Source organism: Shewanella sp. 5_MG-2023 (assembly GCF_030547465.1).
Classification (GTDB): domain Bacteria; phylum Pseudomonadota; class Gammaproteobacteria; order Enterobacterales; family Shewanellaceae; genus Shewanella.
The window spans coordinates 1-17,003 of the sequence record NZ_JAUORC010000037.1 but is presented as its reverse complement, the minus strand read 5'-3'; the positions used below and the strand labels follow the sequence as shown (position 1 = coordinate 17,003).

The 17,003-nt window shown below is 39.5% G+C and carries 18 protein-coding genes; 9 read left to right on the top strand and 9 right to left on the bottom strand.

Annotated features, from left to right (window positions below; all coding sequences use genetic code 11):
• The first annotated feature begins 125 nt into the window (after positions 1–125).
• A complete protein-coding gene (locus Q4557_RS18035; RefSeq protein WP_102519503.1) occupies positions 126–848 on the top strand; it encodes a hypothetical protein in 723 nt (240 codons plus the stop codon).
• 4 nt (positions 849–852) lie between these two features.
• On the opposite strand, the gene rsgA is transcribed toward Q4557_RS18035, so the two are convergent.
• Positions 853–1,905, bottom strand: a complete 1,053-nt coding sequence (rsgA, locus tag Q4557_RS18030; RefSeq protein ID WP_303414478.1) for a ribosome small subunit-dependent GTPase A — start codon at positions 1,903–1,905, stop codon at positions 853–855.
• A 426-nt stretch (positions 1,906–2,331) separates the two neighbouring features.
• Here rsgA and Q4557_RS18025 point away from each other — a divergent pair, with 426 nt between their 5' ends.
• The 3 genes from Q4557_RS18025 (at position 2,332) to lepB (ending at position 4,674) form a co-directional block, all read left to right on the top strand.
• Entirely contained in the window at positions 2,332–2,520 is a 189-nt protein-coding gene (locus Q4557_RS18025) for a hypothetical protein (protein WP_102519505.1), read from the top strand.
• Positions 2,521–2,569: 49 nt separating this feature from the next.
• Entirely contained in the window at positions 2,570–3,763 is a 1,194-nt protein-coding gene (locus Q4557_RS18020; RefSeq protein ID WP_303414473.1) for a cation:proton antiporter, read from the top strand.
• A gap of 239 nt (positions 3,764–4,002) precedes the next feature.
• Positions 4,003–4,674 (top strand): signal peptidase I, encoded by a 672-nt coding sequence (gene lepB / locus Q4557_RS18015; RefSeq protein ID WP_102519507.1) that lies wholly within the window; start codon positions 4,003–4,005, stop codon positions 4,672–4,674.
• Here lepB and Q4557_RS18010 read toward each other — a convergent pair.
• The 5 genes from Q4557_RS18010 to Q4557_RS17995 form a co-directional block, all read right to left on the bottom strand.
• Positions 4,660–5,079 carry a DUF3010 family protein gene (locus Q4557_RS18010; RefSeq protein ID WP_303414469.1) on the bottom strand — a complete coding sequence of 140 codons (420 nt, stop codon included), beginning with the start codon at positions 5,077–5,079 and terminating at the stop codon, positions 4,660–4,662. The two genes, lepB and Q4557_RS18010, sit on opposite strands and share 15 nt — an antisense overlap.
• A gap of 30 nt (positions 5,080–5,109) precedes the next feature.
• Positions 5,110–5,301: a pentapeptide repeat-containing protein gene (locus Q4557_RS19940; RefSeq protein WP_368506498.1), complete on the bottom strand. Its 192-nt coding sequence runs from the start codon at positions 5,299–5,301 to the stop codon at positions 5,110–5,112.
• 263 nt (positions 5,302–5,564) lie between these two features.
• Positions 5,565–6,923, bottom strand: a complete 1,359-nt coding sequence (locus tag Q4557_RS18005; RefSeq protein ID WP_102476711.1) for a sodium-dependent transporter — start codon at positions 6,921–6,923, stop codon at positions 5,565–5,567.
• 370 nt (positions 6,924–7,293) lie between these two features.
• Positions 7,294–7,767 carry an Lrp/AsnC family transcriptional regulator gene (locus tag Q4557_RS18000; protein ID WP_303414464.1) on the bottom strand — a complete coding sequence of 158 codons (474 nt, stop codon included), beginning with the start codon at positions 7,765–7,767 and terminating at the stop codon, positions 7,294–7,296.
• 126 nt (positions 7,768–7,893) lie between these two features.
• Positions 7,894–9,621 (bottom strand): cation:proton antiporter, encoded by a 1,728-nt coding sequence (locus Q4557_RS17995; protein WP_303414461.1) that lies wholly within the window; start codon positions 9,619–9,621, stop codon positions 7,894–7,896.
• Between the two features lie 396 nt (positions 9,622–10,017).
• Between Q4557_RS17995 and Q4557_RS17990 the strand changes: the two genes are divergently transcribed.
• The 4 genes from Q4557_RS17990 to Q4557_RS17975 all read left to right on the top strand — a co-directional run bounded on the left by Q4557_RS17990 (position 10,018) and on the right by Q4557_RS17975 (position 13,161).
• A complete protein-coding gene (locus Q4557_RS17990; protein ID WP_303414459.1) occupies positions 10,018–11,397 on the top strand; it encodes a Na+/H+ antiporter NhaC family protein in 1,380 nt (459 codons plus the stop codon).
• A gap of 126 nt (positions 11,398–11,523) precedes the next feature.
• Complete coding sequence (locus tag Q4557_RS17985) at positions 11,524–11,976, top strand: NUDIX hydrolase (RefSeq protein WP_303414457.1); 453 nt, start codon at positions 11,524–11,526, stop codon at positions 11,974–11,976.
• Positions 11,977–12,043: 67 nt separating this feature from the next.
• Positions 12,044–12,643: an FMN-binding negative transcriptional regulator gene (locus Q4557_RS17980; RefSeq protein WP_303414454.1), complete on the top strand. Its 600-nt coding sequence runs from the start codon at positions 12,044–12,046 to the stop codon at positions 12,641–12,643.
• Between the two features lie 62 nt (positions 12,644–12,705).
• Positions 12,706–13,161: a GNAT family N-acetyltransferase gene (locus Q4557_RS17975; RefSeq protein ID WP_303414451.1), complete on the top strand. Its 456-nt coding sequence runs from the start codon at positions 12,706–12,708 to the stop codon at positions 13,159–13,161.
• On the opposite strand, the gene rrtA is transcribed toward Q4557_RS17975, so the two are convergent.
• Complete coding sequence (gene rrtA / locus Q4557_RS17970) at positions 13,158–13,799, bottom strand: rhombosortase (protein WP_303414447.1); 642 nt, start codon at positions 13,797–13,799, stop codon at positions 13,158–13,160. The two genes, Q4557_RS17975 and rrtA, sit on opposite strands and share 4 nt — an antisense overlap.
• A gap of 15 nt (positions 13,800–13,814) precedes the next feature.
• A complete protein-coding gene (queC, locus tag Q4557_RS17965; protein ID WP_198589275.1) occupies positions 13,815–14,507 on the bottom strand; it encodes a 7-cyano-7-deazaguanine synthase QueC in 693 nt (230 codons plus the stop codon).
• 345 nt (positions 14,508–14,852) lie between these two features.
• Here queC and queE point away from each other — a divergent pair, with 345 nt between their 5' ends.
• Positions 14,853–15,521 carry a 7-carboxy-7-deazaguanine synthase QueE gene (queE, locus tag Q4557_RS17960; protein WP_303414444.1) on the top strand — a complete coding sequence of 223 codons (669 nt, stop codon included), beginning with the start codon at positions 14,853–14,855 and terminating at the stop codon, positions 15,519–15,521.
• 78 nt (positions 15,522–15,599) lie between these two features.
• On the opposite strand, the gene Q4557_RS17955 is transcribed toward queE, so the two are convergent.
• Positions 15,600–16,667, bottom strand: coding sequence for a PLP-dependent cysteine synthase family protein (locus tag Q4557_RS17955; protein ID WP_303414441.1), 1,068 nt, complete (start codon positions 16,665–16,667; stop codon positions 15,600–15,602).
• Positions 16,668–17,003 lie beyond the last annotated feature (336 nt).

Genomic DNA, 17,003 nt, shown 5'->3' with positions numbered 1-17,003 from the left:
TTAGTGATTTTGTGACTTAGCCAACAAAGATTACCAAAAATGTTATTAGCCTCTAAACTAAAATAAGCGCTTAACGAGTTGTAATTAGCTTAGCTATATTCATCATTAAATAAAGGCAGGTAATAATGGCACAAGATAAGCCAAGTTTTATTGAGCTATTTGGGCACTTATATAACCCCGCTGATGGCTCAGTTAATCGAGCTGAGGGCTCTAATCATCAGCTTGAAGGCCCTAGCAATCAAGTTAGCGGCGCTGTTAATCACACTGTTGTTAATGATAGTGGTCAATACACTAATCATTCTTTAGGGGTGTCTTTTACAAAACCTGCCGGTTGGCATTTTATGTCGTTAAAGCCGTTTACAGCATCGATAACTTCACAAGAACTTTCACAAAGTCGCTTTACCCAAAATCTTATTAATGGTGAAGATCCGATTGTAGTGATGTCGCAAATCAATGCTCAATATAGCCGCACCATGGGGCCTTCCATCAGTGTTTATGCCGAACCTTTTACTTATCAAAAAGGTGAAAGCTTGCATGGGTTAGTGAAAGGGTTTGAAGCCTTATACAAAAAAGGTTTAAAGCAATACAAGATCCTCAGCATCGCTAAAGAATTCAAAATAAATCAGTGTGACTCAATCGAATATACCTCACAGTTTTTATTTAAAGCGACCTGGGCGGAAAAACTCACTCGGAATCGGTGCCTTATTTCGGTGAATGAACCAATTATATTCACTTTTAATATGATTGATGTACCTAAAGATGAATTAGTAAATCCCGCTAATGATAACCCTTCACATGATGCCCAATATATATTTGATCAATTTAAAGCCAGTATTCGCTACTTTTGATGGTTTAAAAAGCGCCTTTTTTACGATTACGTGATTCAGACTGAACTGAGTTTATCATTTTGCCAAAGGCTTTATCTTTAGCCCTTTTTTCCGCTAAGGTGGCACCATTTAACGCTTGTTCACGCATAAGTTTTTGATAACTAGCATAGCGCCGAGCAGTAATTACCCCAGACTCTATGGCTGCACGAACCGCACAACCTGGTTCATTGGCATGACTACAATCAGCAAAACGACACTGCTGGGCTAATTCAGTAATTTCACTGAAGGTTTCATTTACGCCTTGCTCGCAAGCGCCAAGTTGTAACTCGCGCATACCTGGAGTGTCGAGTATTAAACCGCCTTGTGGCAAAGTCTTTAAGGCTCTAGAGGTAGTGGTATGACGGCCTTTGCTGTCATCTTCACGTATATCACTGGTTAATTGTGCTTCAAAACCCATAAGTCCATTTACTAGCGTTGACTTCCCTACACCTGATGAACCGAGTAGGGCAATAGTGTTGCCCTGCTTACAGTATGTATCTAGTACTGATAATTGTTCTTTGTCCAATGCATTAATGGCATGCACCATCATAAATGGATCAAGGCTTTGTACTTGGGCTAGCTTATCATCTAAATCTTGACAAAGATCCGCTTTAGTTAAAATGATGATCGGTTCTACCTGAGCTTCTTTGGTTAAAGCTAAATAGCGCTCTATTCGGCTAAGATTAAAATCCTGATTCAACGAACACACAATAAACACACTATCAACATTAGCTGAAATTAGTTGTGTTTCGACTTTACTACCTGGGGCTTTACGTTGGAATAAGGACTGTCTGTCTAACAGTCTATGAAATTGATTATCACCATTGAATAATACCCAGTCACCGACACATAAACGTTCAGCAGCTTGTGAAAATGATTGATTTAGGCTGCAGTGACCATGCTCTGATAACACCACAACACCGCTGCGGTGCTGTTCAATTACCCGGCCTATGTTGAAGTCAGTTAACTCATCGAGAGTGAGTTGTTGTTGAAAGAAAGGGCGCCAGCCGAGTTGGGATAAAGACGGAAGTGTATGCATAGTTTTACCTTGAAGGCCTGTTTTTTCACGAAAAAGTTCTGATACAAGTTTTGATACAAGCCTTTAGTTCAATTACTTTCGAAACAGGACATGAAATTCTTAATTAATTTTAGCAGTTAAATTGGCTGTGATATTAAACAAAATGCTGCCAATAAGGTACTTAAGTTATCGTCGCTGCCTTTTATGGCTGCCAATTTTAATCATGGGTGCTTATATTACATAGTTGGTAACTTATAGAAGGGATACTTTATATGAAACTTATCAGTAAAGCTTTACAGTTTCAGGGCTTAAGGTGTCAACTGAAATGCTCAATATGGCTCGTAAACGGCATCCCGAGATTCATTTTATCCAAGGCGATATCTGTGAGTGTGACTTCCTGAAAAATATCATTTTATAACGGCATGGGACAGTATTTAGCATGTACCCTTGAAAGAGCAAGAAAACCTTATTGCTAAAATAGTAGCAAGCTTAAATGTTAACGGAGTAGTTATATTTTCTTTTGATGCTACTGTTCAAAAAGGTGAGTATTCTGCCTTTATCGCTTCAATCAAAGGATTAACCATAAGTAAAATAAGCTTTGCTATGAATGCTCATCCCTGTAAATTAACCTTATAGATTGTTCGATAAATAACCGGGCATCAGGCCACAATAGGGAAGTTGATAAATGTATTCAGAGTTAGCCATTTTGGCTGTTTTTACTTTATGTTACAGCTTGGTCGCAGGGCGATTTGAACGCTCAATGATTTCTGGCCCTATGGTGTTTGTGGTGGTGGGTTTTGTGCTCGGCCCATCTGCTCTGAATTGGCTGGGTAGTGACCTTGATGGTATTGGCATTAGGGTGTTTGCAGATATTACCTTAGCCATAGTGTTATTTTGTGATGCATCAAACGCCAATTTAACTGTACTGCGTAAGCACATTAATATCCCAACCAGAATGTTACTTTATGGTTTGCCCGGGGCAATTTTATTAGGCTTTTTGGCAGGCTTTGTATTATTTCCTAATCTCGGTGTCTTTGAAATCGCAGCGTTAGCCACCATGTTAGCTGCAACCGATGCTGCTTTAGGTAAGGCGGTGGTTTCAAGTCCTATTGTGCCAGCACCATTACGTGAAGGTTTGAATATAGAAAGTGGTTTGAACGATGGTATCTGTGTACCGATCTTATTTGTTTTTCTAGCGTTAGCGGCAGGTAGTGTTGCTGAAGGAGCGGTATCAGAATTAGCAGTACACTTTTTAGTTGAAGAATTAGGCATTGGGTTGCTGGTCGGTTTAAGCGTGTCGTTTATTGGTGCTGGTTTAATAAAGGCATGTTATAAAAAAGGCTGGATAACCGAGATTTGGAGCCAAAACCTTGTGTTAAGTTTGGCGCTGTCTAGCTTTGCCATCGCCCAAGAGTTAGGTGGCAGTGGTTATATAGCAGCATTTTCTGGCGGCTTGTTGTTTGGTTATTTATGCCAAGAGCATAAACATAAATTGTTATTACCAACCGAAGGTATTGGCGAAATTATGGCGCTTTTGACATGGTTATTATTTGGTGCATTTGTCATTGGAAATGCCTTTCACGAGTTTACTTGGACTATGCTGATTTATGCCTTACTCAGCTTGACCATTGTTCGTATGTTACCGATATTTTTGTCATTGGGCCGTGCTGGTGGCAATATCCCTTCGAAAATTTTTCTAGGCTGGTTTGGACCTCGGGGCCTTGCATCGATAGTGTTTGTTATTATCATGCTGGACAAGGATTTACCCGGCGGTAATTTTATGGCCATGACGGTGATTTGCACTGTGTTTATTAGTCTTATTTTACACGGGATGACTGCTCAACCTTTCGCTAAATGGATCAGTAAAAGGGCAGATTAAGTCCTGATTTAATAGGGAAGTGAGAGATTAGCTATCTCTCCCTTAATTTTTTGTCAGCAGCAAACAAAGCTAATCCCCATTCATGTTACGCCATTCACTTTTCACTTTTCACTATTTAAGATTTTATTCTTTGGTTTCACAGCACATATTAGATTAAAAATCGTTAAGCTTGATGTTGTTATTGATTGGTATTTGCTAATCTAAGTTAATGATTTGTTATTACATAAAAAGGAATTTATATGAACAATGCTGTAGTGAAAGCGATTAAAGCCAATAAGTCGTTATTGTTATTTATCATGTTAATGTGTGTTTTTCGAAGCGCTGTTGCAGACTGGTATACCGTGCCGTCAGGCTCAATGAAACCGACTATCATTGAAGGTGATAGATTGTATGCCGATAAAATGGCTTATGATTTACGAGTACCTTTTACGCACATTTCGCTTTATAAGATTGCAGATCCTCAGCGCGGCGATATTATTATTTTCGAATCTACTGCTGCTGATAATAGACTGGTTAAACGTGTCATTGGCATACCAGGGGATGTCATTGCATTGACGGATAATGTGCTCAGCATTAATGGAAAGACATTAGCCTATCAACCAATAAGTGCAACTGATTCATCCGAGGACAAAATTGAGCAGTTATTCTCTGAAACTAGCACGGTTAACCATTTCGTTCGTACCAGTAATAGTGGCTCTAGGCTTTCAAATTTTTCTGAGGTTACCGTACCAGAAGGTCATTACCTAGCACTAGGCGATAACCGTGATCATAGTTCTGATTCTCGAGTGATTGGTTTTGTACCTAGAGATGAAATCATAGCCAAAACATCCAGTGTAGTAATGTCATTTGACTATGATAATTACTACATTCCACGTTCAGAGCGCTTTTTACATAGCTTAATTAAGGGCTAAACTTTCATAAGCAAGATCATAAGCTTTGCCTAAATCTACGGTTTTAGGTTTAGCTGACTTGTGGTCTGCTTCTCGTTTATCGGTTGCTCTTATTGTGGCTGGATGAATAAAAACGATAGCTGGCTTCAATGTCGCCAATAAAGCACCTTCCAATAAAAAAGTACCCGCGCCGCCAGCACCTTGTCCTGTTGTAGATCGTCTATTAATAACTACTTTTTCAATATTATTGGCATCACAATATTGTGAAATTTGCTCTATCATAATTTTCACTTCCGCTTGCTGAGGGTGCTTGTCTACAGCCAGTTTATTGAACTTTGGATTAATGAGTTCATGTGCTGTTCTTGTGCCCGTTAACGTCACTATCCGCATTTCATTTGCTTTAAGCATGATTCCCATTACATTCATGATATGTTCTCTTTTGTCATTTTTATTTGGTCAAATCAGCCTTTTGAAGGCGCTGACAGATAAACTTAATCGGCTATCACTTAATCGGCTATCACTTAATTTACTATCACTTAATTTACTATCACTTAATTTACTATCACTTAATTTACTATCACTTAATTTACTATCACTTAATTGATTAGGGTGAAAATCATTATGATAATTATAGTGATAATAGCGCACTAACTTAACATGATACTGTTTATTTACACAGCGTTTGTGATTGGCGTTATTGAAGGCTGATATAGAGGTATATCTTGTCTTTGTAGTGGTTTTTTTGCTGTGTTAGTGGATATTTTAACCATTGGCGCTTTTTTCATTAACTGAGTTCAGCAAGGGAAATTTGGGATGTACGACAAATTCATTTGTATAAAATAAGAAGGCTATAAAAATTATAATCTTATAGCCTTTTGTATATCTTAGTTAGCAGCTTGTTTAGAAAGTTATTAGCCTAAGAATAACTGCATGATTATCAAGCAGATTAATACTGGGCAAACAAACTTCACATAAACAGGCCACATACGCCAAAAGTAGCTATCTTTATCAACGCCTTGTTGCTGTGAAATTGCTGCAAGTAATGAATTCCTATGCCAAACCCAGCCTAAATATATCGCAATACCCAAGGCAATTAATGGCTGTGCTCGTTCAGTCGTTATGGTGATGATCAAACCAAATAACTCATTAAAGTTAAACACAATCACGCAAGCAACAGTGGCGATAAACGCGCCGACGACTAAACTGGCACTGTTACGTGTTAAGGACGTTTTTTCAACTAAATAGCTGGTGGGTACTTCTACAATTGACATTGCCGAGGTCAAACCGGCAATGGTCATTAATGAAAAAAACACGATTGCTAATAGATATTGGCTGATCCCACCTAAAGAATCAAAAAGCGCTGGTAATACACTAAACACTAAGGTGTCAGAATTTAGTAAACTGCCATCGTCAGCGAAAATTTGTACGCCATTGTGCTGGGCCACATACATCGCTGGAATAATCATTAACGCGGCTAGCAATGCGACGCTGGTGTCCATTAAGGTAACGTATGCGGTTAGTTTAGCTATGTTTTCTCGTTTATTAAGGTATGCACCGTATACCATCATGGCGCCAGTACCCACAGACAGTGAGAAAAAGGTTTGCCCTAATGCGCCCATTAGCACCTCTGTATCTAATACCCTCGAAAAATCAGGCACAAATAATACTGACAAACCTTGCATTGCCCCTGGCTGGGTTAAAATATAGATAGCGCCAGCGACTAACATGACTAGTAACAGTGGCATCAATCGTTTTGACCAACGCTCAATTCCTTGCTGTACCCCTTGGCGGATCACCCATATCACCAGTGTGATAAACAATAGGGTAAAGACTAAATTTCTACTGATAGAAAAGTCCATTAACCAAGCCGCCACCTCAGCTTGGTTCGCCATCTGTGCCACTGGCGCTAGGGCAAAACTGACAAACCAGCCTGATAGAATGCTGTAGAAAGTACAAATAAGCGTGGCAGTGATAATTGAAACAAGTCCGATACTTTTAGCTATCTTTTTGGCTAAGGGCTTATTTGCAAGTTTAGCCATTGCATCAGCTGGATTAGTCTGTCCGTGACGACCAACCATTAATTCAGCCATTAACATAGGAAAGCCCAGCAGTAAAATTAACACGGCATAGACAAGTAAAAATGCACCGCCGCCATGGGTTGCAGCTTGTGTAGGGAATCCCCAGATGTTACCAACACCAACAGCAGAACCTGCTGCGGCCATAATAAAACCAATACGAGAACTAAATTGGCCAGATGATTTTACGCTCATGTGTTTAACTCTATAGACGCTAATAATTGAAGAGCGCGCATAGTAATGTCTTGAACCTTTTAAGCAATAAAAAATATTGCTAACTAAATCTTTTTAGTGACTTTTAATGTGGCTTAGTTGTTAATATGTGGTTTTTTATTGCGATTTAATTGTTTTTGGTGATATTTAATTGTTTTACAGTGAGCAGATTTTCTCATCAGCGCAATTAAATATTAGTCGAGTTAATTTTCAAGAAAGTGATCTGCCGCAGGCGATGATGTTTTAATGTGCAATGATGTTCGGGCTATCACAGCTGAAGAGAAACAAATAAAAGCCTTTCAAGAACAGTGAAGGCATTGAGTCACATATTAGTGAGTGTTTATTCCTAGGGCTAGGGTAAGGGGATAGCTGTGCTACTTTTTACTTTTTTTAAGACAAAACTAGAATTAATACCAGCAATATGCGCATTGGTGGTTAACTTATCTAATAAAAACACCTTATATTGCTGCATATCAGTGACTAACACCTTTAAATAGTAATCAGCTTCACTGCCAGTAATTAAGCTGCATTCTTGCACTTCATCATATAAGGCAATATCTGCTTCAAATGCCTCTAAAATGGCAGCGCTGTGTTTTTCTAGTCTCACTTGAATATACACGGTTAATGCTAGCTTAAAATGATCTGCATTTAATAGGGTGGCATAACCACTAATGTAACCAGCATCTTCTAATGCTTTGACTCGCCTTGAGCAGGGAGAAGGTGACAAGCCTACTTGTTCAGCTAAGTCTTGATTTGATAACTTACCCGATGCTTGCAGTAATTTTAAAATGTGAAAATCGGTCTTATCAAGTGTCAGTTCTGCCATCGGTGTTCCTCAAAATGTTGTCTCACTCATGTCATTAATTAAGTGACATCAATAGATCTTATTATAATAACTGCTGTTGATTAAAACCGATCTTATACCAAAGATGACATTTTATCGAAGCCGTTATTAATTAACGGTTACGGGCTGTGATTCTGATGCGGCTTGCTTTCCCCACTGATGATATTCTTGCTCAAACAACTCTTGTTTAAGGTTATCGATTAACTGCATGGCGTCTTGTTCTGTTAGTCCAAAATTGCGCAATAAATCCAGTCCACGTAATAAAGTACTTTCAATATAAACAGATCCTGCATATTTCACCCCATGCTTATTTAAGTAGAATTCTTCCGCTCTTGAGTTTGTGCGAGCATAGATATCTAACTGTTTGTAATGAGACAGCATTAACGCAAGTCGTTTTAGTCTTTCTGAACCAGTTGCTGAAATAAAAGCGGCTTTTGCAACCTTTAACTGTGCCTTTTGCTGAATACCACTATTGAGGATGTCGCCGAAATGAGCATTTAGCCCTAATGCTTTACCTCTTTTAACGCATTCATAGTCAATATCGTAAGCAGCGTAGGAGATATGAGCTCTATCAGCCAGTAGAGCGATTAAACGGCCAACTTCATCTAAACCGATAATTACCAGTTGATTGTCAGCTGCGTGAGGATCATGACTGTCATTATAACGGTCAGTGATAAACTGTAAACTGAGCCAATTACCTAATTTATTCATAAAAGGTGTAATAATCATACTGATACTAATGATAATAAAGCCGACAGCTGCGTTATGACTGTCTAGCACGCCAGCGACAGTACCAATGCCTAATAATACGAAGGCAAATTCACCCACTTGGCTAAGGGTAAAACCCGTCTTGATGCTCACGGTTAAGCTTTTACCATCTATTAACGCTAATGTAATAAATACCAAGGTCTTAATCAGCACTGCAGCAGCTAACCAGATTAAAATTGTGCCAAAATCGCTTAAAAGTACTTCGGGGTTGATGGACATGCCCACTGACAGGAAAAATAACCCCATCAGTGCTTGTTTAAGTGGTGTTACCACTTCTTCTAACATTAACTTGAAATCAGAAGTTGATAGCAACATACCTAATATAAAAGCGCCTAAAGTTTGTGAAACCCCAGCGACACTAGACAGCCATAGAGTGGTAAAAATCACCACAAACAAACTTAACGCAAAGGCTGATTTGTTTTGACTGGTAATACTCATTTTTAGGCAAAATGGTAAAATATAACGGGCTAGAATGAACACACAAACCATCAAGCCAATTATTAACATGCTGGTATATAAACCAGAATTCGCATTGGTATTTTGTTGATGCGCTAAAATCGGAATTAGCGCCATAATCGGCACGACACTGATATCTTGAGCCATGAGATTCGAAAATATGTTTGTGCCGTGTGGGGTGTTGAGCTGTTTTTTCTCTTGCAGTAATGTCATCACCACAGCGGTAGAAGACTGTGAAAAAATGGCACCAATTACAAAACCCACTTCCCAAGCCAAACCCATAACAGTACCCAGCAGAGAAAATAACGCTGAGGTCAACAATACCTGACCAAAGCCTTGAACAATAATGGTCTTTCTCATACTCCATAATTGTTGTGGCTTCATATCTAAGCCTAAAGTAAATAAAAACAAAACCACACCAAAATCGGCAATATTTTGTAAGGTTTCAATATTGGTTGTGGCAATAGGACCAGGTGTGTGTGGTCCTAAAATTATTCCTGCGACAATAAAACCTACAATGGTACCTACGCCTAATCGGGCAAAAATAACAATGCTTATAGTAATGATACTTAACGCAATAATTGCGGGGAGTAAGTAATTATTGATATCCATGAATGTTCCATGATGTTTGAAGATCTGCGAATATTTAAACGGTTTTGTTCACTGCTTACTTTGGGACATACACAAAGGTGCGTAAAACAATAGTGGTTAAATTGTTATTTGTTTATATTTTAACAAGTTAAACTTCGCTTTATAAATCTTCATTGATGGATCAAACCCTACATAGGAATTCAAATAACCTATAAACTTTTAGGTGAGTTTAGGGTGAGTTTAGGGTGAGTTTAGGGTGATTTTTTATTCTTCCGCAATGAATTTGTATTCTGATATGTGTTTTTAAATAAATCCTTATTTTATTTCAATAATGTGTTTAGTTTTTGTTGACTAAAGCGCAATTCAACATTATTTTCTTTTCTTTATTAATCTTTCTTTTTTCAAGGAAAAACCGTGATGACAGAGCCATCTGCGATCAGTTTGATCCCGCCTTTGGTTGTTATAATTTTAGCGATTTTATTAAGAAGACCGATACTTGCCTTAGTGATAGGCGCAGTTGTGGGATTATTGATGCTAGATCCTGCTGAAGCATTGAATAATTTTTCAGAAATCTCACTGAGTGTAATGGCTGACGAAACTATAGGTTGGCTGATATTAGTGTGTGGTACCTTCGGCGCTTTGATCGCATTATTAGTCAGGACCGGCGGCGCTTTTGCCTTTGGTAAAAAAGCCTTACGAGTAGCGAAAGGGCCCAAATCGTCATTAATGATGACCTTTGTATTAGGTGTGGCCATCTTTATCGATGATTATCTTAACGCGCTCACCGTGGGTGAGACCATGAAGCGCGTCACCGATAAATATAAAATCTCCCGTGAAATGCTCGCTTATGTGGTTGACTCAACTGCGGCGCCTATTTGTGTGCTGGTGCCGTTATCAACTTGGGCTGTATTTTTCGGCGGTTTGTTAGTAGACAACGGCATTGCCGAATCGGGGCAGGGCATTGCGGTATATATGCAGGCGATTCCTTATATGCTCTATGCTTGGGTGGCAGTGGTCATGGTGCCATTGGTTATTTTAGGGGTTATCCCACTTATTGGACCGATGAAAAAAGCAGAATTTAAAGCCAAGCAAGGTATTGGTATTCCTGTGGATGAGTCTGAAGAAACCCATACCAGCGATGACTATGGCGTTAAGGCGATTGAAGACAATTTCAGCGCCGCAGATGAACAAGGCAAGTTACATAATTTTTTAGTACCCATCATCTTATTAGTCGGTTTTACCGTGTACTTTGATATTGATGTTTGGCTTGGATTATTGGCGACGATGGCTATCACCATTCCTTATTATACCGTGCAAAAATTAATGCCGTTATCCGATATGATGGAGCAAATGATTGATGGTTTTAAAAGTATGTTGCCTGCCATTGGTACTGTGATCGCTGCGTTTATTTTTAAAGATGTTTGCGATAAATTATTGCTGCCACAATTTGTAATTGAAAGCTTAAGCCCCTATATGACTGCGCAAATGTTACCAGCAGTGGTATTTGTCGCAATGGCGGTTTTAGCGTTTGCTACGGGTTCAAGCTGGGGCATCTTTGCTGTCTCCATCCCCATTGTGATGCCGTTAGCCCAAGCTGTTGGCGCGGATATGCCACTCGTAATAGGCGCGCTGCTTTCTGCGTCATCTTTTGGCAGTCAGGCGTGTTTTTATAGTGACTCCACCGTACTCGCTGCCCAAGGTGCAGGCTGTAATTTAGTTAGCCATGCGGTAACGCAATTACCTTATACGCTTATTGCCGCTGGCATTACCTTTATTGGGTTTATTTTTATTGCTTAGAATATAAGTTCATAAGTCGAGGTTATCGCATTAAACCCGTGCTGAAACTGAATCAATCTCAGTATCAACACGGGTTTTTTTATGGGATAGTGATTATAAATAAATCAACCGTGGAGTCGCTGACAAATGGGGCTATCAAATCAACAAGCGATAACCAAAAATGTGGATTCTGAATCATTCACTGGTTGTAAATTAGCTCTGATTTTTGAAGATAAATTGGTGGTGTACTTAAGGGATGATAAAACCAATATTCCGTTCCCGAATCAGTGGGACTTTCCCGGTGGTGGCCGCGAAGGCAAGGAGTCGGCCCAAGAGTGTGTGCTTAGAGAGTTACATGAAGAATTTGACATTAGGCTGCCAATAGAGCGTTTGATATATCAACAGCGGGGGATTAATCAAACTGCAAATGGCCACTCCTACTTTTTTGTCGCTTATATTACTCAAACTGAACTAGATGCGATTAATTTTGGCTCAGAAGGCCAATATTGGCAATTGATGACGATTACCGATTATTTGGCTCATCCAGCTGCAATAGCGCCATTAAAACAAAGGTTACAGCAGTTTTTAGCAACGAATTAACGCGTTTATTGAGTCACTCATTAATACTGAGCACCCAAAAAGTTAAACCTAGATATTAAGGATGATCATGTACCTACCTAAAAAATTACAAATGCAGTCTAACGAGGCTTTAGACTTTATCCAGCAGTATGGCTTTGCTCTGCTTAGCTCGAGCGATTTACAAGCCTCTCATCTGCCATTAATCCTTAAAACTGATGCTGACGGTAATCACACGTTATATGGCCATATGGCAAAAGCCAATAATCATTGGAAAACATTGGATTTACAATCTGTGCTGGCGGTATTTTCCGGTCCTCATGGGTATATTTCACCTACTTGGTATGACGGTTTTCCTGCCGTACCCACGTGGAATTATGCAGCGGTGCATGTAACAGGGATTTTCGAGCTAACCGATAGCAATGAAACCATTTTGCATTTAACTGACACCATCGCTAAATATGAGCCTGAGTTATTACAACATGGTGGTTTTATTCCGAATGACTACCGCGATAAATTGGCTAAAGCCATTGTGGGTTTTAAGATTTCAATTGCTTGCATAGAAGGGAAACTCAAGCTAGGCCAGCATCGCTCAGAGGCTGATCAACTTGGGGTATTAGCGGGTTTGGCCAAATCGACAAACTTAGATGCTCAGCAGTTATATCAATATACTAAGCAAGTGTTGGGGTAAACATAAGCTTGGGCAGCGATGTGTGTTACTTAAACTGAATAAATCTTAGTTAAGGGGCGTTAATGCAGCAGTTAGGCAACAAGGGTTATGTTATTTCAACGGATCAAAATAAATTAGATATCAGTGTTATTCACGGTTTTATCTCACAAAGCTATTGGGCCAAAGGGGTGCCGATAACAGTATTAGCTAAGGCCATTGAGCATTCTTTGTGCTTTGGGGTATTTACTGACCAAGGCGAGCAAGTTGGTTTTGCCCGCCTTATCACAGATAGAGCCACATTCGCCTATCTAGCTGATGTGTTTATTACTGATCAACATCGAGGAAATGGTTTAAGTAAGTTACTCATCGAAAAGGTGATAAGTCACCCAGATATACAGGGATTAAGGAGAATGATGCTGGCCACAAGGGATGCTCATGGCCTTTACGCTCAATATGGTTTTCTGCCGGTAGATAATCCGGAAATCTTAATGCAAATTTGGCGGCCAAACATTTATCAGCAAGCACAAAATGATACTTAATTGTGGCTTGTTGACAGTGTTTGAGCGCGCTTTAAATAACCACTTAATGGCAACCAAATTAACCCGCACAATAACCCACTTACGACGCCAATTAAGTGAGACTCTGTGGCGACTCTGGCATTGATCAGCTCACTGACGCTGTCACTGGCGCCAAAATAGGTTTCATAACCAGCTTTGATGATGACCCCTAACAATAACAAATAGCCTGATTTAAAGCCTTTTCGGATATCAAGTAGCGCGCCAAAAGTGAAAAGTCCGTGTAATAGCCCGCTTAGCCCCACATAACCCTTTAGTTCTGGGTAAAACCAATATAAGCCGAGTCCTTCAAGCATTGCCAAACTCAAAAATAAGCCTACGAGTTTAACGCTATGCTGTTTGTAGTGGGTCTCATGCAAAAACAAAATCACCCAAAAACCGGCTAGGTTCATTAGTAAATGCCACAAGTTAGTATGCAGAATATTACCACTAAGCAGTCGCCACCATTCACCTTGGGTAATTGAGTCATAGCGATAAGCCAGTAAACTGTCGATATCTATTTGTGCAAGAGGCAGTAAATTTAAGGCAAATAATGCCGCGCAAATGACGCTCACTATAGTTGCAAAAACATATACGCCAATTTGAGTTTGCTTATTTGCCATGTCAGTAACCCTATTTTAAGCTTTAGCCATTTTTTGATTAAGCTCAGCCATTACAGTGTCAGCGTTAGCTAAATAATCATCTAAACCACGTTGGCGAAGGGTGCAGGCTGGGCAATCGCCACAACCACAGCCCTTTATGCCGTTGTAACAGGTAAGGGTTTCATTTCTGACTAAGGTTAATGCTTGGTATTTATCTGCTAGTGCCCATGTTTCAGCTTTGTTTAGCCACATTAACGGGGTGACAATTTGTAATGGTTTATCCATACCTAACGCCAATGATTGCTGCATAGACTTGATAAATTCATCACGACAATCAGGATAGCCAGAAAAGTCTGTTTCACACACGCCAGTGATAATGGCATCGCACCCTAACTGATAAGCATAAATGCCCGCTAAGGTTAAAAAGAGAATATTGCGCCCAGGGACGAAGGTATTAGGCAGTCCATTATTCATGATCTCATGGGATACCGGAATTGAATCTCGAGTAAGCGCAGACACCGCAAGCTCATTGAGTAAACCCACATCCATGACTTTATGGCTGGCAATGTTTAATTCTTTAGCAAGTGATTGAGCAATTTCAATTTCTTCACGGTGACGCTGGCCATAATCAAAGGTGATGGCATGCACTTCGTCATATTGAGACATTGCTTGAATGAGGCAGGTTGTAGAGTCCTGACCTCCGCTAAATACGACAATTGCTTTAGACATTTTTTTCACCATATAAAATTTAAATATATCAACATGTTCCCAGAGCAGACTCATTGAAACAGTTAGTTAATTGAAGCCGTTGATTACGGGCTAAATTATAACGACATTAAGGATAACTTTCATGGTTATTTAACTTTTGATTAGTAGAATTTTAGTGAGATTTTTATAGCAGTGACCTTTTTGTAAAAGCGGCTATTAATAGGCTGATTAATAATCAGCTTTCATCAGACATATGTAATTAGTTGGCAGGTAATCTAATAAGCAGTCATTATCATGGCCGTTAATGGTTGCAGCTACAGTGAAAATACACTATAAATGCGCCCTTACTGAGAATAAGGCAGCTAAATGAAATATCCAGTTAATGAAGTTTTTGAAACCATTCAAGGTGAGGGCACCTTTACCGGCGTTCCAGCAATTTTTGTTCGTTTGCAAGGTTGTCCTGTTGGTTGTGCTTGGTGTGATACCAAACAGACCTGGGATGTATTAGAAGCAAACAAGGTTTCTCAACAACAAGTTATTGCAGTGGATGGCACCATTGGTCGCTGGGCAAATCATGATGCGCATTCATTATTAACTGCATTTACTGAAAAAGGTTTTACTGCAAAACATATTGTCATTACTGGTGGCGAGCCATGTTTATATGACCTAAGTAAGTTAACCAGTCATTTGATTGAAGCTGGCAACAGCGTGCAGATTGAAACCAGTGGTACTTTCGAGGTTCATTGTCATGAGCAAGTCTGGGTTACCGTGTCACCAAAAGTAAATATGAAAGGCGGCTATAAAGTCTTAAAGGCGGCGCTAGAGCGCGCTAATGAAATTAAGCATCCCATCGCCACCCAAAACCATATTGATGAACTTGATGAGTTATTAGCGGATATTGATGTATCTAATAAAACCATTTGTTTACAGCCTATTAGTCAAAAACCTCGGGCAACTGAACTTGCCATGAAAACCTGTATAAGCCGTAATTGGCGCTTATCAATTCAGACCCATAAATATTTAGATATCGATTAACTAACATATTGAAAAATAATCCCGCCTAATGTCAATTGGGCGGGGTTATTTTTTATAACTGATTTTATGGCTAAATTTTTATAACTTCCCCAAACAACCACTGCTGTTAAAATGTTGCAACTCTAGGTCAAATTCTTCAGTACAACCGATATTGTTATTAATCCATTCATTATTATAATAGGTATCTAAATAGCGCTCACCAGAATCACACAGCAAGGTCACTAACGAGCCTGTTTCGCCTTTTTGTTTCATCTGACAGGCTAACTGCAACACGCCATATAAATTAGTCCCCGTTGATGGCCCTACCTTACGGCCAATATGCTGTGCTAACCAGTTCATGGTCGCAATAGATGCTGCATCAGGGATTTTTTTCATTTCATCCACTACACCTGCGATAAAAGACGGTTCAACCCTTGGGCGACCGATGCCTTCAATATTACTGCCTTTATCGCTGGTAATACTTGCATCACCATTTATATAGTAGTCATAGAATACCGAATTTTCAGGGTCTACCACGCACAGCTTAGTATCAAGTTGTTGGTAATTAAGGTAGCGGCCAATGGTTGCTGAGGTACCGCCAGTGCCTGGGCTCATCACAATCCATGCTGGAATTGGATGTGGCTCTTTTTGCATCTGATTAAAGATAGAGTCAGCAATATTGTTATTGCCGCGCCAATCGGTGGCGCGCTCAGCATAGGTAAATTGATCCATATAATGGCCATTGAGTTGCGCTGCTAGGCGCTGAGATTCTGCATATATTTGGTCAGTTTTGTCGACGAAATGACAACTACCACCATAATACTCAATTTGTTGGATTTTCTTTTTCGCGGTTGTGGCTGGCATTACCGCAATGAACGGTAGGCCAAGTAACCGAGAAAAGTATGCTTCAGATACTGCAGTACTGCCAGATGATGATTCTATGATGGTGGTATTTTCATTAACCCATCCATTTGAAATCGCATACAGAAACAAAGAGCGGGCTAAACGGTGTTTTAAACTGCCAGTTGGATGGGTGCTTTCATCTTTAAGATAAATGTCGATGCCAGTTAATTGTGGAAGTTCTAACTTAATTAAATGTGTATCGGCGCTGCGTTGAAAATCAGCTTCTATTTTAGCTATGGCTTGATTAACCCATTGTTTAGACATCTGACATCCTAAGTTTGCTGTAATCGGATTATCTTAAAGATAAATAACAAGATCAGGAAGTTAAATTCTAATGTTTTATGAACAAGGTTACATTTTGACGCTAGACAGCAAATTAATAATCGATATCAATAAATGACTAGGATAAGGCTGTGAAGTTGAAACTAAGCAAATCTTGATGATAAAACTGAAGTGAAACTACTGAGAATTGAAATTGAGCTAATTTGAATGAGCTAACTTGATGAACTGAAATGACTAAAAGAAATGGTGGAGGGAGAAGGATTCGAACCTTCGAAGGCTGAGCCGTCAGATTTACAGTCTGATCCCTTTGGCCACTCG